Below are 18621 nucleotides of genomic sequence, written 5' to 3' on the forward strand. Positions count from 1 at the left end.
GGAGCCTTCCTCAGAGGAGGCGGCGGGCCGAAGCCCAGGCGGTCAGCTCGTAGCGGGAGGAGAGCTGGAGCTTGCGGAGCACCGCGGAGACGTGGGACTCGACGGTCTTCACCGAGATGAAGAGCTCGGCGGCGGCCTCCTTGTAGGCGTAGCCGCGGGCGATGAGGCGCATCACCTCACGCTCGCGAGCCGAGAGGCGGTCGAGCTCGTCGACGGACTCCGCCTGCTCGCCGCTGAGGGCGCCGAAGGCGTCGAGGACGAAGCCGGCCAGGCGCGGTGAGAAGACGGCGTCGCCGCCGGCCACCGCGAGGACCGCCCGGCTGACCTCGGCGCCGGAGCTTGCCTTGGTGATGTAGCCGCGGGCTCCGGCGCGGATGACGCCGACCACGTCCTCCGCCGCGTCCGAGACGCTCAGCGCCAGGAAGCGCACCGCGTCGAGGTGCGCGGCGCTGCGGCGCAGGACCTCGGCGCCGCCGCCACCCGCGCCGCCGGGCAGGTGCACGTCGAGCAGCACCACGTCCGGACGCTCGGCCGCGACCAGCGCGACGGCGGAGTCGACGTCGGCCGCCTCGCCCACGACGTCGAGCTCGGGGGCGAGATCGGCGCGCAGCCCGGAGCGGAAGATGGAGTGGTCGTCGACCAGCACGACGCGGGTCACCGCTCGGCCCCCGCCGGCAGGCGCAGGTGGACCTCGGTGCCCGAGCCGCCCGCGCCGGGCCGCACGGTCGCGCTGCCGCCGGCGCGCGCCATCCGGCCGACGATCGACTCGCGGATGCCGAGGCGGTCGCCGGGGAGTGCGCCGAGGTCGACTCCGGGGCCGCGGTCGCGCACGAAGACGTCGACCCCGGTGGCCGACGACTCGACGTAGACCGAGACCTCGCCGCCTGCGTGCCGAGCCGCGTTGAGCATCGCCTCGCGGGTCGCGGCGAGCACGGGGGCGGCGCCCGGCACCGAGGCCCCCACCGCGACCACCTCGAGCGTCGCCGGCCAGTCGAGCTCGATCGCGGCGGCGATGGCGCGGATCTCGGCCGCCAGGTCGTTCGCGACCGGGACGTCGCGCTCGAAGAGCCAGTCGCGCAACTCCCGCTCCTGCGCGCGGGCGATGCGGGCGACCTCGCTGGAGGCGCCCGCCCGGTTCTGGATCAGCGCGAGGGTCTGCAGCACCGAGTCGTGCAGGTGCGCGGCGATCTCGGCGCGCTGCTCCTCGCGGACCCGCGCCGCGCGCTCGCCCATCAGCTCGGTCCACAGCGTGACGACCCGGGGCGCGGCGAGCACGCCCGCGGCGACCAGGAGGACGCCGACGGCGAGGACCGCGTTGACCGCGCTCGGGCGGGCCGTGAGCACGGCGGCCCCGGCGACGACGAGCACAGCGCAGGCGGCGAGGCGGACCAGGACGGAGGAGCGCGCCGAGCGGGACGGATCGCCGCGGTCGAGTCCGAGACTCCAGGCGACGGCGCCGCCGGAGAGCACCGCGACGGCGGCGAGCGCCCGGGTGACGTCGGTGTCGTCGCCCCCGCGCAGCGCGACCACGACCGAGAGCGTCGCGGCCCCGGCGACGCCGACGAGCAGCACGGCGACCGGGACGGCCCGCCGCACACCGCCCGCCTGCTCGCCCGACTCGGGGCCGGCGTCGCGCAGGGGCACCAGCGCCCACAGCCACAGGTAGAGCAGCGCACCGCCGCCGCCCAGCAGCGTCGCGATGATCATGAGGAAGCGCACCGTCCCCGGGCGCAGGCCCAGGTGCTCGGCGAGCGCCGCGCACACGCCGCCGAGGACCATCCGGCGCGGGCGGCGCAGCGGAGGCCGGGCCGAGGCGGGCCGACCCGCGGACGATCGGCCCGGGGACGGCCGACGCCGCGGCGGATGCGCCGCGGTGCTCGGGAGGGTGGGTGTGCTCACCCCTGCATCCAAACAGGTCGTCGGGGTCGCCGGGGCGGGAGTCGGGGTCGGATCAGGGGTTCCCCCGATGGTCGGCGGCTGTGGAGGAGGGTCACACTCGAGCCATGACAGCAGCGAGCACGACCCCGCCGGACCCGGCGCAGGAGACGGCGGGCGATCCGCCGACGCCGGACCCGACCGCTGGAGCAGGCGATCCCGGGAACGGCACCCCCGGGACCGGCACCCCCGGCCCCGGCGCCTCCGCATCCGGCCCCTCCTCCGAGAACCGCTTCCTCCTCTGGCTGCGCTCCCTCGATCTCGCCCGCCGGCCCGGCTGGGTCGGCGGCGTCTGCTCCGGCATCGCCGACCGCCTCGGCATCGACCCGCTGATCGTGCGCGGGATCTTCGTCGTGGTCGCCGTCCTCGGCGGCCCGGCCTTCCTCTTCTACGCGGCGGCCTGGCTGCTGCTGCCCGACGAGGACGGCGTGCTGCCGGTCGAGGAGCTGCTCCGCGGGCGCCTGACCCGGGTCCACGCCGGGATCGGCGCCCTGGTGCTCGCCTCGATGCTCCCGGTCGCGCAGGGCTTCTGGTCGCTCGGCGGCGCGTACACCGGGGCGGTCCCCTGGGCGCCCGCCACCGGCCGTGCCCTCTGGACGGTCGTCGTCCTGGTCCTCATCGTGCTCTTCGTGGTCTGGATCGCCCGCCGCTCGGGCCGCACCGACCCGACGCCCCCGCCGTACGGCAGCCCCGAGGGACCCGGCGCCTCGGCCGCCGGCTACCCCGCCCCGAAGGGCGAGCCCGCGAGCGGCGCTCCCCTCCTCCCTCCGCAGCGCCCGACCGAGCCGCGGCCGAGCACCCCCGAGGACCTCGCGCTGTGGCGCGAGCGCCAGGAGGAGTGGAAGGCCGAGCGGGAGGCGTTCCGCGCCCAGGAGAGCGCGACCGCCCGCGAGACGGCCCGGGCCCGTGCCGAGGAGTCGCGCCTCCGAGCCGCCGCGATCACCGCGGCGCGCCTCGAGCGGCGTCGGCTGCACCGCGAGGCGAACCCGCGGCTGCGGAGGAGCGTCACCCTGCTCGTGCTCGGCCTGGCCGCCGTCGTCGGCGCGATCGCGTCGCTCACCGTCTCCGGCTCGACCGCGACAGTCGTCGGCTTCAGCGTCGCGACCCTGGTGCTCGCCCTGGCGATCGTCGCCGCGGGACTGCTGCGCCGGCGCGCGATCCTCCTGATCGCGGTCTCGGTGATCACGGTGCTGACAGCCTCGACCGCATCGCTCGTCCCGCCCGATCGCCAGCTGCTGCCGATGCTCAGCTCGTACGGCCTCTCGAACGCGGTTCCGGGCAGCTACGCGATGGTTGCGGGCGACCTGCAGATCTCGATCGACCCGTCGCTGGGTGCCCCGGGGGAGGTGATCGACGTCTGGCAGGGCGCCGGGAACATCACCGTTATGCCGATGGCGGGGGCGGCGGTCCGCCTCGAGGCGTCCACGGCCAACGGCTACTACTGGCTGACGACCGCTTTCGCCGACGGCGACGTGGGCTCCGAGCCGGAGAACGTCGAGTACAGCCGCGACGGAGCCACGTGGACGCAGACCTTCGGCGACCCGGACGCCGAGCCGGTCGTCGTCCGGATCGCGCAGGGCCGCGGCGGGGTCACCGTCTACGACCGGACCGCCGAGGACTCGACCAGCGGCGCCGCACTCGACCAGGACGGCACTGCGACCGCGGAGCCGACCTCGGGGGCGACCGCTGCCGCGACCGACCTCCCGACCCCGACGGACACCGGCAGCACGACTGACCCCACCACGACGGACCCCACCACCCCGACAGACCCCGGCACCCCGCCCGGAACCGACAGCACGACCCCGACGGAGGTAGGACGATGACCGCGCAGAGCACCACCGCCACGCAGACCAGCACCGCCACCGAGACCGCGAAGCGGCCCAGGATCCGCGCCGGCGCGATCGTCTGGGGGCTGGTCCAGGCCGCCGTCGCGGTCCTCCTGCTCCTCCTCGCCGCCGACGCCGGGCTGCGGACCGCCGTCGTCGACTGGGCGCTCTCGCTCGGCCCGGCCGGAGCCGCCGCGATCGCGATCGCCGCGCTGGGGACGATCGCCCTCCTGATCGGCCTCGTCCGGGTCCTCGACCGGCGCTGACGAGCGGCAGCAGGGCAGGAAGGCGACCGACGTCCGTGGGGAGTCGGGTCTCGATACGCCCCTGCGGGGCTGCTCGACCAGCAGGCAGGCGGGCGTCTCTTCCCAGGAGATCGGGTCGCGGAGCCACGCACCCGCCACCCGCAACCCCCCTAGGCCGAGGCCGGACACGAGCGCAGACTCGCCGTCCGGCCTCGACCGCGCGCGCGAGCGCCCGCGCGCGCGAGCGCCCCCGCACGGACAGGCGCCTCCCCCTCCCCGAATCGAGACCGCCGATGCCCGACGCCGCCCGCAGGACGCTCTGATGGAGCTCGGCATCGCCGCCGTCATCAGCGTCGAGGAAGAGAACCGCTCCCGCTCTCGCGGCCATCGATGATGCTCATCGCGCGCCTCCGAGCCAGAGTCCTGTCGCTGCGGCGATGACGCTGAGGAGGAGCATGCCGAGCGCGTTGGTGACGGAGGCGAGGCGGCGTCCTTCGGCGAGGAGGCGGACGGTCTCGAGGCTGGCGGTGGAGAAGGTGGTGTAGCCGCCGAGGAAGCCGGTGCCGAGGACGAGTCGCCACGATTCGGGGGCGATGCCTGCGAGGGCGAGGCCGGTGATCAGTCCGAGGAGGAGTGATCCGGTGACGTTGATGACGGTGGTGCCCCAGGGGTAGGCGCCGCCGGTGCGGGCTTTGATGAGCCCGTCGAGGAGGAGCCGTGTCGCGGCTCCGATTCCACCGGCGAGGGAGAGCGCGAGGAACAGTGCGGGTGTCATGCCGGCACCTTCCTCTGCGTGCGTCGCCGGTGGAGTGCTGCGGCGAGGACGATCCCTGTCCAGGACGCGAGGGCACCGAGGAGGACGGTGCCGAGCGCGTAGAGGGCGGCGGGTGCGGGGTGTCCTGTGGTGAGCAGGTGGGCGGTGTCGGTGGCGAGGGTGCTGTAGGTGGTGAAGCCTCCGAGCGCTCCGGTACCGAGCAGCAGCCGTGCGGTGCGGCGTCGGCCCTCGTCGCTGCCGGCTCTGGCGAGGCCCTCCAGGAGCACGCCGAGCAGGAGCGCGCCGACGATGTTGATGGCGAAGACGACGGTGTCGAAGGCGGGACCGGCGGGGAACGCGAGGGTCAGGCCCTCCCGCGCCCCGGTCCCGACCGTGCCGCCGGCGGCGACGAGGAGGAGGTACCGCAGGCGCAGGTGCACGGGTCGTGGCGTCCCGTCGGGGGCGTCGTCGACGTCGAGGTCGCTGTCGACCGGCAGCTCGGGGTCGGGGTCCGGGGGGCGGTGACGGTGGAGGTCATCGGTCACGAGGAGCGGGGCCTTTCGGGAGGGGGCGGGTCAGTGGGTGAGGCCGTAGTGCAGCGCGGGGTCGAGGTGCTCGATGTCGACGAGGCGGTTGTACTTCGCGACCCTCTCACCGCGCGCGGGGGCGCCGGATTTGATCTGCCCGACTCCGGTTCCCACCGAGAGGTCGGCGATGAAGGTGTCGAGGGTCTCGCCGGAGCGGTGGGAGACCATGCAGCGCATGCCGGCGTCGTGCGCGGCCGCGATCGCGTCGAGGGTGCCGGTGATGGTGCCGATCTGGTTGGGCTTGATGAGTGCGGCGTTGGAGTAGCCGTTGCGGGCTCCGTCGCGGATGCGGTCGGCGTCGGTGACGTAGAGGTCGTCTCCCACGAGCTGCACCCGGTCGCTGATGGTGTGGGCGAGGAGGGCCCAGCCCTCGTGGTCGTCCTCGGCGAAACCGTCCTCGATGCTGCGGATCGGGTAGTCGGCGATCAGCTTCTCGTAGTAGCGGGCGAGTGCGTCGCGGTCGAGGTCGGTGCCGGCGACGGTGTAGTGGCCGTCGCCGTGGAAGAAGCCGTTCGCGGCGGGATCCATCGCGATCGCGATGTCACCGGTGCCGGGCTGGTATCCGGCGTCGGTGATCGCTGCGACGAGGAGGTCCAGGGCGTCCTCGGGCCGGTCGATGGGGGGCGCGAAGCCGCCCTCGTCGCCGAGCCCGGAGGTGCCGTAGGCGGTGCGGACGCGGGCGGCGAGGGCGTGATAGATCTCCGCGCCGACCTGCACGGCCTCCTCCTCGGTGCCGGCGGAGACGGGGGCGATCATGAACTCTTGGAAGTCGAGGCCGTTCGCGGCGTGCGCGCCGCCGTTGATGACGTTGAAGTGCGGGACGGGCAGGGAGGCGGTCGCCCCGGTGTGATCGGCGATCCACCGGTGCAGGGGCAGGCCGGTGCGCGCTGCGAAGGCGCGGGCGGCCGCGATGGAGACGGCGACGACGGAGTTCGCTCCGAGGCGGGCGAGGTTCGCGGTTCCATCCAGTGCTCGCAGCGCTTCGTCGATCTCGCGAAGCGAGGTCCAGGAGTGCTCGAGCAGGAGGGCGCGGATCTCGCCGTCGACGGCCGCGACAGCGAAGCGGACTCCGCGTCCGCCGAACGCGGGGCCGCCGTCGCGCAGCTCGACCGCTTCGAACGCGCCGGTCGAGGCGCCTGCGGGGGCGGAGGCGTCCAGGACGGTGTCGTCGTCCAGACGCAGGGTGACAGCGACGGTCGGGAAGCCGCGGGAGTCGAGGATCTGCCGTGCGGCGACGTCGGCGATGACCAGCGGGTGTCCGGCGGGGTGGGCGACGTACTCGCCCGATCCGTGGATGCTGGTGCGGGTGTGGCTGATGTAGGCGTTCATCAGGTTCCTCCTTCGTGGGCGAGCGTGATCGCCGCCCGGTCGGCTCTTGCGGGGTCGAGGTAGCGTCCGCTCCTCGAGATCGGTGTCCCGGACGGCCCGGTGTCGTACAGGTACGGCTGACCGGTCGGGATGTTCAGATCGCGGACCGCGGCATCGCCGAGGTCCTCGAGAAGGGCGCGCAGCGCGCGCAGGGAGTTGCCGTGCCCGACGATGAGCACCGTCTCGCCCTCCTCGAGGGCGGGCAGGATGCGCTCCTCGAGGAGCGGCTGCAGTCGGTGGACGACGTCGCGCAACGACTCCGTCTCCGTCATCGCCTCGGCCGGCTGCCCACGGAACGCCGCAGACCTGTGCAGCTGCGCGAAGGCGGCGGCGGACAGAGCAGGCGGGCGGACGTCCATCGACCGGCGCCACTCCAGGAAGGCGTCGGCCCCGTACCGGGCTCTGACGGCGCTTTTCGACAGGCCGGTGAGCGCTCCGTAGTTGCGCTCGTTCAGCCGCCACTGGGCCGCGACGATCCGCGGCCGCCCTGGAAGGGCGCCGACGATGATCCGGGCCGATTCGGCGGAGCGTTGCAGGGTCGACGTGAGGATCAGATCGGGGTCGATCGATGCGTCCCTCAGCAGCGTCGCGGCCTGTCGCGCTTCGTCACGTCCGAGGTCGGTGAGGGGGACGTCGAGGACGCCGCAGAAGAGACCGTCGGCGTTGCCGGTGCTCTCACCGTGGCGCACGAGGACGAGCGGGGGATGCGCGGGCACGGGTCACCTACCTGGTCTCTGATCGAGAAGGTAGGAACCATCAGCCTCGGCGGCAGTTCGAGCTCACGCTCGGGCGGGATCCATCGCCACTGCCATCAGCTTACGCCCGCACCTCGGTCAGGACCAGGGCAGCGGCTCCGAATCATCGACCGGGGAGAGGGGGATCATGAGGACCGGCCGGTGCTGACGGTGAGAAGCAGCCCCGGCGCAAGGGGGTCTCGAATCGTCGTCGGCGCGGTTCACTCAGTGCATGGATGGTCTGCCTCTCGTTGTTCTCGTCGTCATCTTCCTCGCCGCCGCCGCAGTGGTGTGGGTCGCCGGCATCCAGTTGTCGAAGGCCACGGACGTTCTGGACGCGCGTCTGCACCTGGGGAGTGCGCTGGGCGGTCTGATCGTCCTCGCCGTCGCGACGAACCTGCCGGAGATCGCGATCACCGTGTCCGCCGCGCTCTCCGGGAACCTGGACGTCGCGGTCGGCAACATCCTCGGCGGCATCGCACTGCAGACCGTGGTCCTCGTCGTCCTCGACCTGTTCGGCAAGCGCGGAAAGGGTGCGAAGCCGCTCACCTACCGTGCTGCGTCCCTCACACTCGTGCTCGAGGGGCTCGTGGTCGTCGCGGTGCTCGCCGTCGTCATCGCCGGCAGCCAGCTGCCCTCCGGACTGGAAGTGCTGCGCCTGACCCCGGACGTCGTCCTCATCGCCGGCCTCTGGGTCGTGGGGCTGCTGCTCGTGCAGCGCTCCGGCAAGCACCTCCCCTGGCACGAGGACGGGCGGGCCCCCGACGCGACAGCATCCCCCGCGAAGAAGAAGACGCACCCGATGAGCACACGCAAGGCGACCATCGTGTTCACGATCTCCGCCGCGGCGACCCTCCTCGCCGGTGTCGTGCTCGAGCGCGCCGGTGACGCGGCATCCTCGCAGCTCGGTCTCTCAGGGGTGCTGTTCGGAGCCACCGTGCTCGCTCTCGCCACCTCCCTCCCCGAGATCTCGACCGGGCTGCAAGCCATCAAGCAGGGCGACGACAACCTCGCCATCAGCGACATCTTCGGCGGCAATGCCTTCCTCCCCGTCCTGTTCCTCGTCGCCACCGTCCTCTCCGGCACCGCGGTCCTCCCGCAGGCGAACTCGTCCGACATCTACCTCACCGCTCTCGCCGCCCTGCTCACCCTCGTCTACGTCGTCGGACTGATCTTCCGACCCACCCGCCGCATCGCCGGCATGGGAGTCGACTCGGTGATCGTGCTCGCGCTCTACACCGTCGGCATCGGCGGGCTCTTCGCCATCACCGCGAAGTGACGTCCGTGCCGCCGTGTGCAGAGGTGACCACTCCGGTTCGGCCCGGCCCGGCCGTGCACCGGTCAGCGCATCTCGTGCGCGATCTCCAGGAACGCCGCCGCGGACGACCCGATGCGATCGGACCAGATGGCGCGGAGGGGTCGCACGAGTGCTGGTCCGCGGAGGGGCACTCGTATCAGTGAGCGCGCGGCGAGATCTGCTTCGACGGTGAGGATGCTCATGACGGCGGGCGCGATGCCGGCGCGGGCGTTCGCTCGGATGATCGCCGTCGTCTCCAGGATCGCGGCGGGAGTCGTGGGTGCGAGCCCGGCGTCGTGGAGCCATGCTTCGAGGGTCGTCCGGGTGCCGGAGCCTTCCTCTCGTGTCAGCAGTGCGGTCCCGGCCAAGTCCTCGGCGCTGATACTCGCCGCGCGTGCCCAGGGGTGGTCCGGTGCGACGACGACAGCGAGTTCGTCCTCCGTGACCACGTGAGAGGAGAGCGTGGCCGTGGACGCCGGAGTCTCGACGAATCCGAGCTGCGCCGCACCGGATCGCACGAGCTCGGTGACCGTGGCTGAATTGCCGGCGATCAGCTGCACACTCACCTCGGGTGTGCGCTGTCGGAATTCGAGGAGCCAGCGTGGGAGCAGCAGTTCGGCGATCGTCTGCGACGCCGCGAGGACCAGTGAGCCGGTCGGCTGTCGCAGTGCTGCCGCGCCCGCCTCGAGGCGGCGGGACGCCTCGAGGACCGGGCCGGCCAGCTCGAGCACGAGCCGGCCCGCGTCGGTCATCAGGGACCCGGTCGGAGAGCGGCGCACGAGCGGCTGCCCGATGGCGCGCTCCGCGACCCGCAGACGCGCCGAAACGGCCTGCTGGGTGACGCCGAGGTCTTCGGCGGCACGGGAGAGCGAGCCCGCCTCGGCGATGCGTTCGAGCACCTCCAGCGTGTCGAGATCCAGGATCCGGTCCGTCAATCGCCGCGTCGCCACAAGCACTCATTGTGCCCCGCCAACACGATCGCTGTATCGGCTGGGGACGGCGATGCTCAGGCTGGAGTCATGACAACTCTCTCCCCCGCCCGCGCATCTTCCTCGATCGGGCATCCTCCGCGGTCGAGGCGCTTGTTCCGGGAGCTGGAGCATCCGGGACTGATCGTGTCGAACCTGACGCCGAACTGGTTCGCGTCGATCATGGGCACCGGCATCGTCGCGGTCGCCGCCGCGTCCCTGCCCCTCCAGTTCCCCGGACTGCGTACCGGGGCCACCGTCGTCTGGGCGATCGCCGCACTGCTGCTCGTCGCGCTGACGGTCGCGACCGGGCTGCACTGGGTCCGCTACCGCGGTACAGCGATGAGGCACCACCTGAATCCGGTCCTCTCGCACTTCTACGGCGCGCCGCCCATGGCGTTCCTCACCGTCGGCGCGGGGACCCTCCTTCTCGGCAAGGACTGGATCGGCCTGCCCGCCGCTGTCACCATCGACTGGGTGCTCTGGGGTGCGGGGACACTCGGCGGGCTGGCGACGGCGGTCCTGGTGCCCTACCTCGCGTTCACCCGGCACGAGAACAAGCCCGATTCGGCGTTCGGCGGCTGGCTGATGCCGATCGTTCCGCCGATGGTGTCCGCTTCCACCGGCGCACTGCTGCTGCCGTACGCGCCAGCCGGGCAAGCGCGGGAGACGCTCCTGTGGTCCTGCTACGGCTTCTTCGGCCTCAGCCTGGTCGCGTCGCTGGTGGTGATCACCCTGATCTGGAACCGGCTCGCGCAGCACAAGGTCGGAGCAGCCGGGATGGTGCCGACGCTGTGGATCGTCCTCGGACCGGTCGGACAGTCGATCACCGCTGTGAATCTGCTCGCCTCGAACGCGCCCACCGTCGTCGACGCCGGCACGGCGCGTGCGCTGCTGGTCGTGGCTCTGGTGTACGGCTTCGCGATGCTCGGCTTCGCACTGCTCTGGACCGTCATCGCCCTCGCGATCACCCTCCGCACCGCGAAGGAGCACCTGCCGTTCAGTCTGACGTGGTGGTCGTTCACGTTCCCCGTCGGCACCTGCGTCACCGGACTGAACGGCCTCGCCCTGCACTCCGGTCTCACGGTCGTCGCCGGCCTCGCCGTGCTCTACTACGTCGGCCTGGTCGCCGCGTGGATCTTCGTCGCCGCCCGCACCTTCCACGGTTCCGTGATCCGCGGCACCCTGCTCGCACCACCGCGACCGGCCTGACCGGGATCGAGGACCATCGTGGACATCCGAACCCTGAACGCCCTCGCCGAGACCTGGCGGAGTACCGCGGACGCGACCGGACGCTTCGTTCCGGGCTTCGATCCCCGCTCCGGCGGCACCGCCAGTCGCGTCCTGGTGCTGATGCAGTCACCCGGCCCTCGGACGATCGCCGCGGGATCCGCTGCCGTCTGCAGTGAGGACAACCTCGGGCCCACCGCCGCCGCGTTCCGGGCGGCCCGCATCGAGTCCGGACTCTCCCGCGACCACTACCTCCGCTGGAACCTCATCCCGTGGGAGATCCCTGGCCGCGTCCGCCCCGCGGACATCGAGCAGGGCAGGCTCGCGCTCGGTGAGCTGCTGGAGCTGCTGCCCGCGCTCGACGCCGTCGTCACCTACGGGACCGTGGCGCTCGACGGGGTCATGCGCTACCTGACCCTGCACGATGATCCCCGTGTCGTTCCCGTCCTCGCGGCACCGCACCCGTCGCCGGCCAACGGACGTCACCGCGCCGACCAGCACCTCCGCTCCGTGAACGCGCTCCGCCTCGCGAATCGTCTCGGATCCGGTCGGCGAGTCGCGGACTGACGGCACTGAAGGCAGACGTCCGCCGCTCGGTCGGCACCGGTCGTCGTGACCGATGAGGCGCTGATCTCAGACGGTCCCCGTCCTCGGACCGCTGACGGGAACGGCCTGGTCGTCCACGATGTCGACGGTGTACGCCGCGCCGTGCTCGAGCGTGTGGCCGACGGTGCACTGACGGTCGACCGCCCGGCGGGTGCGCTCGGACAGTGAGGCGATCCGCTCGGGATCGAGCGCCGACAGGTCGGCGCGGATCACGGCGGTGATCGAGTCGTAGCGGTCCTCACCCTCGGGCTTGGTCGCGGTGATGTCGGTGGTCGCTTCGAAGTCGGCTCCGAGGCGGCTGGCGAGGAGGTGGTCCGAGGAGAGCATGCCGCAGGCGGCGAGGGCGAGGTGCAGCAGCTCGCCGGGCGAGAACACGCCGTCGGCCTCCGACCCGCCGATGCGGACCTCGGCTCCTCGCGCGTTGCGGCCGATGAAGCGTCTCGGGCCCTCGCGGGTGATGTGCAGCGGCGTGGTCTCGGTGCTCAAGGTCTGCTCCTGTCCGGTGTCCGCGGCACCGCGGGCAGTGTCGGTGTCTCCTGCGGGTGGATGGTGTCTCAGGTGTCGGTGCGGACGAGGGGGGTGTTCGTACCGCGGACCCTGATGTCGACACCGGTGATCTCCGACCGGGCGATGCCCGTGGACGCCGCCAGGTCGACGGCGCGCTGCCCGGCCGCCGTCCAGGTGGCGACGGTGATCGTGCTGCCGTCTGTGCGGGTGATCACGAGTTCGTACTCCGCGTCGGCGGGCGCATCACCACTGTAGGTGCAGCTCCACTCCAGCCGGGTGCCCCACGGCTTCCCCTCGACCTCGATGTCCGCAGCGAGAGCGGGATCGGTCGCGATCGGGTCCATCGGTTCGAGGGTCGCCTCGCTCGCCACGGGAGCGCCCGCGATGCCCGTGCCGAGAGCGACGCCTCCGAAGACGGAGGCGGTGACGGCGGCCGCGACGGCGAGGGACGTCACCAGCCGGCGCCGACGTCGGCGCGTCCGGACACGGTGGGCGATGGCGGGCAGCGTCACCATCGACGGCGGCGCCTCCTCGCCGTCGTCCGATGCGCTGATGGCGAGAGCGTCCTCGACGGAGAGGCGACCGACGATGCCGGGCAGTCCTGCCAGCTCTGCCACGGCCGCGCGGCAGGCCGCGCAGCCGCTGAGGTGCTGCTCGTACTCGAGTCGCTGATCCGCGGGGAGAGCGCCGAGGACGTAGGACGCGTCCCAGTCGCGGTACTCGTCCTCCGTCGCAGAGCTTCCGTGGTGGTCGTTCATCGGGTGACGCCCCTTTCCTGCAGAGCCAGTCGCAGTCCGCGCAGTCCGTAGTGCAATCGGGATTTCGCTGTTCCCTCGGGGATGGAGTGCCGGCGAGCGATCTCGGGGACGGTGTGTCCGAGGAAGTACGCGTCCACCACGATCCGACGATGCTCCACCGACAGCGAGGCGAGAGCGTCGGCGACGAGGATGCTGTCCAGGACCGCGTCGGTGCGATCGGGGACGGCGCCGCCGCCGTCCTCGTCCTTCGCCGGCACTTCGCGTCGGCTCCGAGCGGAGCGGGCGTCGTCGATGACGAGGTTGCGGGCGACGGTGAACAGCCACGCGCGGGCGGCGTCGGCGTCGCGTTCGAGGACCTGCGGGCGCTGCCAGGCGCGGACCATCGTCTCCTGCACGACGTCCTCCGTCAGCGCCGCGTTCCGAGTGAGGTTCTGCACGAAGCGCCGCAACGCCGGGCCGTGACTCTCGTACAGCGCCGCCAGGAGCTCATCGACGGGGCGGGGCACAGTGCTCACCGCCTCGAAGCGCCACGGCGCGCTCCCTCATCTCGGTCGCTGCGATCACTGCCGGTCATCCCTTTCCGTCCTTGCCTGTCGAGAACCGGCGACCCGTCCGGGCGATGCGCTTCGCTGCGCGGGGACGGGTCGCCGTCGCATCAGGACGCCGGGGTGGCGGTGCTCATGGCCGCGGCTTCCTTGTTCATCGTGCCGTCAGGGAGGAGGACGTACCAGGCGTCCTTCACACCCTGCCCGTTGACCTGGCCCGGTGCAGTGTCCTTCGCGAACCGATAGACCGGCCATCCGTCGACGGTCAGCTGGGTCGTCCCGTCGGTGCGCGTGATCGAGCCGACCTCTCCGGTGATCCCGTCCGCGGCGGTCGTGCTGGACGCCGACACGGCCGGCCAGGTCGTGGCGCACTCGTCGTAGCAGCTGCTGCTGCCCGAGTTCTGCGTGTCCTTCGTGAACGTGTAGACGGTGGAGCCGGCCTCGTCCGTGATGATCTCGCCCAGCGGCGAGGACGCCGTCGTGAGAGCCGCCGTCTCAGCGGAGGCGGTCGCGGTGGCGGAGGCCATCGCGGTGGCGGAGGGGCTGTCGGCCGGCGCTTCCGACGAGGCGGCCGAGCCGGCGGCCGTCGAACATCCGGCGAGAAGGACGGCGGCGAACGCCGCAGTCGTCACAGTGGTCGCGATTCGCTTGAGCATGATGCCTCCTGTAGTGCGGGGGCCGAGGTGGTCCCACCGAGGACACGACACAGCAGTCGCGGACGTTCAACGAGGCGAGAAGATCGCTGGGACGCTGCTGATCCAGGGCAGCACCCTGCCGCTGCTCATCCGCGCCACCGGGATCCGCGGGGTCGACGTGCCGGAGGACCAGCGCGAGCTCGCGGGCCTGCTCGACGAGATCACCGAGCAGGCGCTCGCGGTCCCCGAGAAGCCCGGCGAGGTGATCGAGGGCGTCGACGACGTCGATCCCGCGGCGGACCCGGCTCGACGCCCGACCCGCGACCTCAGCCCGTGGTCGTCCGCGTCATGATCGCGACGACGAACAGCCCCGCCCAGAGCGCGCCGCAGACCAGCAGCCGCAGGTTGCCGAGCACGATGTCCTCCGGCGCCGACGCCCGCCCGCGCTCGATGTCGAGGGCGTAGAGGAAGAGCGCCGCACCGAAGGGCACCACCGACGCCATCGACCAGAGCGAGTTCTCGCCGTTGATGAACAGTGCCCACAGCGCGTAGGAGATCATCGTCAGCGACGCGGCGACCGACCAGATGAAGCGCAGATAGCCCGGCGTGTAGACCTTGAGGGTCGAGCGGGTGTGGCTCTCCTCCTTGCCCTCGCTCTGCAGCTTCTCGGAGTAGCGCTTGCCCGCGACCATGAACAGCGAGCCCGAGGACACCGCGAGCAGGAACCACTGCGTCAGCGGGATGTCCGCGATGGCCGCGCCCGAGATCGCGCGGAGTACGAAGCCGCCCGCCACGATCAGGATGTCGATGACCGGCTCGTGCTTGAGCCAGAGGCAGTACGAGATCTGCATCACCAGGTAGGCCGCGAGCGTCGCCGCGAACCAGGTGAAGCCGAGGAGGAAGGTCACCAGCACCGGCACGATCATCAGCACGAACGCGGCCGGCCAGGCGACCTTCAGCGGCAGCGCGCCCGAGGCGATCGCGCGGAAGCGCTTCTTCGGGTGCACGCGGTCCGACTCGACGTCGAGGAGGTCGTTCAGCAGGTAGCCGCCGGAGGAGGCGAGGCTGAACGCGATCACCCCGATGACGGTCGCGACGAGGATCTCGGGCTCGAGGATGCGTGCGGCGGCGACCGGAGCGGCCAGCACCAGGACGTTCTTCAGCCATTGGCGCGGACGCATGGCGGCGACGAGTGCGCGGGCGGTGTTCACGACGTCTCCCTCTCGGGGGAACGGGGCCAGGAACGGCCGGATCGGGCGGGATCGGGGTGACGCGGGCCCAACCTACAATCGGGGGTGAACGCGCTCCCATCCACCCGGATCCGCAGCGCTCACGACCGGAGCACCACGGAGGGAAGCGCATGCGGACGGCCGCGCTGTACGTCGTCTTCGCGATCCTTGCAACGGCGGTGAATCTGGGCACGCAGATGCTCGTCGAGCTCGCCGTCGACGCGGAGTGGGCCACCGTCGCCGCCGTGCTCGCGGGCACCCTGACGGGGGTGATCGCCAAGTACGTGCTCGACAAGCGCTTCATCTTCAAGCACGAGACGATGAATGCGGCGCACGGGCTGAGGACCTTCCTCCTCTACGGCGTGATGAGCGGCGTGACGACCCTGATCTTCTGGGGCTTCGAGTTCGGCTTCGACTACCTCTTCGGCACCGACCTGGCCCGCTACACCGGGGCCGTCATCGGCCTGGCCATCGGCTACGTCGCCAAGTACCACCTCGACAAGAACGTCACGTTCTCCGGCCCGCGAGAGGAGCCCGCATGACCACCCCCGTCTCCTCCTGGGGCCTGCTCTCGCGCGACGAGCACCGCGTCACCCGGATCACGAGCGTCGAGCAGGCGCAGGCCGCGCTGGCCGCGGGCGACAGCGGGATCGCCTACGGGCTCGGCCGCAGCTACGGCGACGTCGCGCTCAACGGCGGCGGCCGGATCTGGGACTTCAGCGGCTTCGACCGCCTGCTCGCCTTCGACGAGGAGACCGGCGTGCTGCGGGCCGAGCCGGGCGTGCTGCTGCGCGACGTGCAGGCCGTCTTCGCGCCGCGCGGCTGGATGCTGCCGGTCACCCCCGGGACGAAGAACGTGACCCTCGCCGGCGCGATCGCGAACGACGTGCACGGCAAGAACCACGCCTCCGCGGGCACGATCGGCCGGCACGTGCGCTCCTTCACGCTCCTGCGCAGCGACGGGTCGTCCTCGCGCTGCTCCCCCACCGAGAACGTCGAGCTGTTCGAGGCGACGATCGGCGGCCTCGGGCTCACCGGGCTGATCGTCGAGGTCGAGCTCGGGCTCGCCCGTGTCCCCGGGCCGTGGCTCGTCAGCGAGGACGTGCCGTTCCAGACGCTCGAGGGGTACCTCGATCTCGTGCACGAGTCGATGGACGTCTTCGAGCACACCGTCGCCTGGATCGACGTGACCACGGGCGGCGGCCGCCGCGGGGTCTACTCGCGCGCGGACAGCACGGCCGCCCCGGAGCTGCCGGAGAACCGGCCGGGCTCGCTGAAGGTGCCCTTCGCCTTCCCGCTCTCGGTCGTCAACCGCGCCACGCTGCCGCTGCTCAACCGCGCCTACTACCGCCTGAAGGCGACCCGCGCCCGCCGCTCCGTGCAGCACTACGAGCAGTTCGACTACCCGCTCGACGCGATCGAGGGCTGGAACACGATGTACGGCCCGCGCGGCTTCTACCAGTACCAGAGCACCGTGCCGTGGGAGGGGGCGCTCGAGACGACCCGCGAGATGCTCGCGCTGATCGCGGCCTCGGGCACCGGCTCCTTCCTCGGCGTGCTGAAGACCTTCGGCGCGCTGGAGTCGCCGGGCCTGCTGAGCTTCCCGGCGCCCGGGGTCTGCTTCGCGCTCGACTTCCCGAACACGCCCGTCGCGCTGCCGCTGTTCGAGCGCCTCGACGCGCTGGTGCTCGCCGCGGGCGGCCGGCTGTACCCGGCGAAGGACGCGCGCATGACGCGCGAGATGTTCGAGGCCGGCTTCCCGCGCCTCGCCGAATTCACCCTCCAGCGCGACCCGGGGATCTCCTCCGGCTTCTCGCGCCGAGTCCTCGGGAGCTGACGTGAGCACTGGTACCCCCTCCAAGATCGTCGTGGTCGGAGCGACCTCCGCCATCGCCGAGCACACGCTGCGGCTGTGGCTGGGCACGGGCGCGCGCTCGGCCCTGCTGGTCGGCCGCGACGCCGGCCGGCTGGAGGCGCTGGCGACGGACCTGCGCGTGCGCTTCCCCGCGGCCGCGCTGTCGGTGGCGGCGGTCGACCTGACCGACCCCGCCGCGATCTCCTCGGTCGTCGCGACCTCGCTCGAGGGCGGCGCCCCCGACACCGTGCTGATCGCCCACGGCGCGATGACCACCCAGGACGAGGCGTCCGCCGACCTCGCCGTCGCCCGCGACGTCCTCGTCGTCACCGGAGTCTCGGTGGCCCTCTGGATGGAGGCCTACGCGAACGCGCTGACCTCCGGCAGCATCGGCGTGATCGGCTCCGTCGCCGGCGACCGCGGCCGCAAGACCAACTACGTCTACGGCTCCGCCAAGGGCCTCGTCGAGCGCTTCGCCCAGGGCCTGCAGCACCGCCTGGCCGGCTCGCGCCTGTCCGTCGTGCTGATCAAGCCCGGTCCGACCGACACCCCGATGACCGCCTCGCTCAAGCAGAGCGGCGCCTCGCTGGCCCCGGTCGACTCCGTCGCGAAGGACGTCGCCGCCGCCATGGCCTCCGGCCGCGCCGTCGCCTACGCCCCGGCCAAGTGGCGCGTCATCATGACGGTCATCCGCCTGCTGCCGTCCCCGATCTTCAACCGCCTCAACATCTGACGCGGACGGCTGCCGGGACTCCGGCGGCAGCGGGGTCTCGATACGCCCCTTCGGGGCCACTCGACCAGCATGCAGCGCCGGGCATGCCGACCCGCGCCGTCCATGCACTCCCGGGCATGCCGATCCCTGCTGACCGCAGTCCGGGGCACGCCTCCTTCATGCTGATCGAGTAGCCCGCGCAGCGGGCGTATCGAGATCCACCACCGCCAGAAGTCCGGTCCACCGAGAAGCCGCCGCGATGTTATACATCGGCCCGATGTATAACATCGAGCGCGCAACGGGAGCCGGAGCAGAGTCCCCCGCGGAATCACCTCCGGAAGGGGGATCTGCAAGGGGGTCCGCCGCAGACGGCCGCGTTCTACGCTCGGCGCATGCCCCTCCGCAGTGCTGCGAGCGCCTCCGCTGTCCTCCCGCAGATCGCCGCGCCGAGCGCCCGGCAGCGGGCGGCGGCCGAGGTGCTCGGGCACGTCGTGGTGGCTCTCGCGGTCGGATCAGCGCTGCTGCTGCTGGCGTCGGCGAGCGTCGCGGGGCTGCCGTTCCTGGCTGGCGAAGGCCGCATGCCGCCGTTCGAGGCGTGGTCGCTGATGCGGACCTCGGCGACCGTGCAGATCGGCGCCGCCGTGCTCGCCGCCGGCCTCGCCGCGCTCGCCCGAGCGGGCGGCTGCCGCCTCCGCGCCGACCGCTGGTGCCTCGTCGCGGCCCTGAGCGCCGCCGCCGGCGCCGTGCTGCTGGCGGCCCCGCCGCTCTAACGCCGCCGAGGCGTCCTCGAACGGTCGAGACGTCCAGGTGGAACGGGACGCCTCGACCGG

At 72.2% G+C, this 18621-nt stretch carries 22 protein-coding genes and 1 riboswitch; of the genes, 10 read left to right on the top strand and 12 right to left on the bottom strand.

Annotation, left to right across the window (positions count from 1 at the left end; translation table 11 throughout):
- Positions 1-10: 10 nt before the first annotated feature.
- Both EDF22_RS17090 and EDF22_RS17095 read right to left on the bottom strand, forming a co-directional pair.
- Positions 11-658, bottom strand: a complete 648-nt coding sequence (locus tag EDF22_RS17090) for a response regulator transcription factor (protein WP_123447181.1) — start codon at positions 656-658, stop codon at positions 11-13.
- A complete protein-coding gene (locus EDF22_RS17095; RefSeq protein ID WP_260303524.1) occupies positions 655-1899 on the bottom strand; it encodes an ATP-binding protein in 1245 nt (414 codons plus the stop codon). The genes EDF22_RS17090 and EDF22_RS17095 overlap by 4 nt, the downstream gene beginning before the upstream one ends.
- A 104-nt stretch (positions 1900-2003) precedes the next feature.
- Here EDF22_RS17095 and EDF22_RS17100 point away from each other — a divergent pair, with 104 nt between their 5' ends.
- Both EDF22_RS17100 and EDF22_RS17105 read left to right on the top strand, forming a co-directional pair.
- The gene (locus EDF22_RS17100; RefSeq protein WP_123706059.1) at positions 2004-3758 is read left to right on the top strand and encodes a PspC domain-containing protein; all 1755 of its coding nucleotides are present in this window, start codon (positions 2004-2006) and stop codon (positions 3756-3758) included.
- Positions 3755-4027 carry a hypothetical protein gene (locus tag EDF22_RS17105; protein ID WP_123447184.1) on the top strand — a complete coding sequence of 91 codons (273 nt, stop codon included), beginning with the start codon at positions 3755-3757 and terminating at the stop codon, positions 4025-4027. The genes EDF22_RS17100 and EDF22_RS17105 overlap by 4 nt, the downstream gene beginning before the upstream one ends.
- 376 nt (positions 4028-4403) lie before the next feature.
- On the opposite strand, the gene crcB is transcribed toward EDF22_RS17105, so the two are convergent.
- From crcB to EDF22_RS17125, 4 genes are read right to left on the bottom strand one after another with little or no spacing between them, the layout of a single operon-like run.
- Positions 4404-4781: a fluoride efflux transporter CrcB gene (gene crcB / locus EDF22_RS17110; protein WP_123706060.1), complete on the bottom strand. Its 378-nt coding sequence runs from the start codon at positions 4779-4781 to the stop codon at positions 4404-4406.
- Entirely contained in the window at positions 4778-5305 is a 528-nt protein-coding gene (locus EDF22_RS17115) for a CrcB family protein (RefSeq protein WP_243839873.1), read from the bottom strand. Before EDF22_RS17115 ends, crcB begins: the two co-directional genes overlap by 4 nt.
- Positions 5306-5335: 30 nt before the next feature.
- Complete coding sequence (gene eno, locus EDF22_RS17120; RefSeq protein ID WP_123706061.1) at positions 5336-6676, bottom strand: phosphopyruvate hydratase; 1341 nt, start codon at positions 6674-6676, stop codon at positions 5336-5338.
- Complete coding sequence (locus tag EDF22_RS17125) at positions 6676-7431, bottom strand: 2,3-diphosphoglycerate-dependent phosphoglycerate mutase (RefSeq protein ID WP_123706062.1); 756 nt, start codon at positions 7429-7431, stop codon at positions 6676-6678. The genes eno and EDF22_RS17125 overlap by 1 nt, the downstream gene beginning before the upstream one ends.
- A gap of 24 nt (positions 7432-7455) precedes the next feature.
- A riboswitch (Fluoride riboswitch) is annotated at positions 7456-7528 on the bottom strand.
- Between the two features lie 153 nt (positions 7529-7681).
- Here EDF22_RS17125 and EDF22_RS17130 point away from each other — a divergent pair.
- The gene (locus tag EDF22_RS17130) at positions 7682-8728 is read left to right on the top strand and encodes a sodium:calcium antiporter (RefSeq protein WP_123706063.1); all 1047 of its coding nucleotides are present in this window, start codon (positions 7682-7684) and stop codon (positions 8726-8728) included.
- A 62-nt stretch (positions 8729-8790) separates the two neighbouring features.
- Here the strand turns inward: EDF22_RS17130 and EDF22_RS17135 are convergent, their stop codons facing one another.
- Positions 8791-9702, bottom strand: coding sequence for a LysR family transcriptional regulator (locus EDF22_RS17135; RefSeq protein ID WP_311316360.1), 912 nt, complete (start codon positions 9700-9702; stop codon positions 8791-8793).
- Between the two features lie 159 nt (positions 9703-9861).
- Between EDF22_RS17135 and EDF22_RS17140 the strand changes: the two genes are divergently transcribed.
- Both EDF22_RS17140 and EDF22_RS17145 read left to right on the top strand, forming a co-directional pair.
- A complete protein-coding gene (locus EDF22_RS17140) occupies positions 9862-10926 on the top strand; it encodes a TDT family transporter (protein WP_243839871.1) in 1065 nt (354 codons plus the stop codon).
- A gap of 18 nt (positions 10927-10944) precedes the next feature.
- Positions 10945-11511, top strand: a complete 567-nt coding sequence (locus tag EDF22_RS17145) for a uracil-DNA glycosylase family protein (RefSeq protein WP_260303526.1) — start codon at positions 10945-10947, stop codon at positions 11509-11511.
- Between the two features lie 66 nt (positions 11512-11577).
- Here the strand turns inward: EDF22_RS17145 and EDF22_RS17150 are convergent, their stop codons facing one another.
- The 4 genes from EDF22_RS17150 to EDF22_RS17165 all read right to left on the bottom strand — a co-directional run bounded on the left by EDF22_RS17150 (position 11578) and on the right by EDF22_RS17165 (position 14016).
- A complete protein-coding gene (locus EDF22_RS17150; protein ID WP_123706067.1) occupies positions 11578-12036 on the bottom strand; it encodes an OsmC family protein in 459 nt (152 codons plus the stop codon).
- Positions 12037-12104: 68 nt separating this feature from the next.
- On the bottom strand, positions 12105-12815 hold the full coding sequence (locus EDF22_RS17155) for an anti-sigma factor (protein WP_123706068.1): 711 nt from the start codon (positions 12813-12815) through the stop codon (positions 12105-12107).
- Entirely contained in the window at positions 12812-13321 is a 510-nt protein-coding gene (locus EDF22_RS17160) for a sigma-70 family RNA polymerase sigma factor (protein WP_056045897.1), read from the bottom strand. Before EDF22_RS17160 ends, EDF22_RS17155 begins: the two co-directional genes overlap by 4 nt.
- Before the next feature lie 149 nt (positions 13322-13470).
- The gene (locus EDF22_RS17165) at positions 13471-14016 is read right to left on the bottom strand and encodes a hypothetical protein (RefSeq protein WP_123706069.1); all 546 of its coding nucleotides are present in this window, start codon (positions 14014-14016) and stop codon (positions 13471-13473) included.
- Here EDF22_RS17165 and EDF22_RS17170 point away from each other — a divergent pair.
- Entirely contained in the window at positions 14015-14347 is a 333-nt protein-coding gene (locus EDF22_RS17170; RefSeq protein ID WP_148059226.1) for a hypothetical protein, read from the top strand. The two genes, EDF22_RS17165 and EDF22_RS17170, sit on opposite strands and share 2 nt — an antisense overlap.
- Here EDF22_RS17170 and EDF22_RS17175 read toward each other — a convergent pair.
- Positions 14322-15206, bottom strand: coding sequence for a decaprenyl-phosphate phosphoribosyltransferase (locus EDF22_RS17175; RefSeq protein ID WP_123447195.1), 885 nt, complete (start codon positions 15204-15206; stop codon positions 14322-14324). The genes EDF22_RS17170 and EDF22_RS17175 overlap by 26 nt on opposite strands.
- A 149-nt stretch (positions 15207-15355) precedes the next feature.
- On the opposite strand from EDF22_RS17175, the gene EDF22_RS17180 reads away from it, so the two are divergent.
- The 4 genes from EDF22_RS17180 (at position 15356) to EDF22_RS17195 (ending at position 18561) form a co-directional block, all read left to right on the top strand.
- On the top strand, positions 15356-15766 hold the full coding sequence (locus tag EDF22_RS17180) for a GtrA family protein (RefSeq protein ID WP_123706071.1): 411 nt from the start codon (positions 15356-15358) through the stop codon (positions 15764-15766).
- Entirely contained in the window at positions 15763-17061 is a 1299-nt protein-coding gene (locus tag EDF22_RS17185) for an FAD-binding oxidoreductase (RefSeq protein ID WP_123706072.1), read from the top strand. Before EDF22_RS17180 ends, EDF22_RS17185 begins: the two co-directional genes overlap by 4 nt.
- 1 nt (position 17062) lies before the next feature.
- Complete coding sequence (locus EDF22_RS17190; protein ID WP_123706073.1) at positions 17063-17812, top strand: SDR family NAD(P)-dependent oxidoreductase; 750 nt, start codon at positions 17063-17065, stop codon at positions 17810-17812.
- Positions 17813-18183: 371 nt separating this feature from the next.
- Positions 18184-18561 (top strand): hypothetical protein, encoded by a 378-nt coding sequence (locus EDF22_RS17195; protein WP_123706074.1) that lies wholly within the window; start codon positions 18184-18186, stop codon positions 18559-18561.
- Positions 18562-18621: the final 60 nt, after the last annotated feature.

The organism is Rathayibacter sp. PhB127 (assembly GCF_003751665.1).
Taxonomy (GTDB): Bacteria; Actinomycetota; Actinomycetes; order Actinomycetales; family Microbacteriaceae; genus Rathayibacter; species Rathayibacter festucae.

What these genes read in the sequence shown, in the direction of transcription:
- EDF22_RS17100 (WP_123706059.1), top strand. Translation starts at nt 2,004, where the DNA reads ATGACAGCAGCGAGCACGACCCCGCCGGACCCGGCGCAGGAGACGGCG.
- EDF22_RS17105 (WP_123447184.1), top strand. Translation starts at nt 3,755, where the DNA reads ATGACCGCGCAGAGCACCACCGCCACGCAGACCAGCACCGCCACCGAG.
- crcB (WP_123706060.1), bottom strand. Translation starts at nt 4,781, where the DNA reads ATGACACCCGCACTGTTCCTCGCGCTCTCCCTCGCCGGTGGAATCGGA.
- eno (WP_123706061.1), bottom strand. Translation starts at nt 6,676, where the DNA reads ATGAACGCCTACATCAGCCACACCCGCACCAGCATCCACGGATCGGGC.
- EDF22_RS17130 (WP_123706063.1), top strand. Translation starts at nt 7,682, where the DNA reads ATGGATGGTCTGCCTCTCGTTGTTCTCGTCGTCATCTTCCTCGCCGCC.
- EDF22_RS17155 (WP_123706068.1), bottom strand. Translation starts at nt 12,815, where the DNA reads ATGAACGACCACCACGGAAGCTCTGCGACGGAGGACGAGTACCGCGAC.
- EDF22_RS17170 (WP_148059226.1), top strand. Translation starts at nt 14,015, where the DNA reads ATGATGCCTCCTGTAGTGCGGGGGCCGAGGTGGTCCCACCGAGGACAC.
- EDF22_RS17165 (WP_123706069.1), bottom strand. Translation starts at nt 14,016, where the DNA reads ATGCTCAAGCGAATCGCGACCACTGTGACGACTGCGGCGTTCGCCGCC.
- EDF22_RS17180 (WP_123706071.1), top strand. Translation starts at nt 15,356, where the DNA reads ATGCGGACGGCCGCGCTGTACGTCGTCTTCGCGATCCTTGCAACGGCG.
- EDF22_RS17185 (WP_123706072.1), top strand. Translation starts at nt 15,763, where the DNA reads ATGACCACCCCCGTCTCCTCCTGGGGCCTGCTCTCGCGCGACGAGCAC.
- EDF22_RS17195 (WP_123706074.1), top strand. Translation starts at nt 18,184, where the DNA reads ATGCCCCTCCGCAGTGCTGCGAGCGCCTCCGCTGTCCTCCCGCAGATC.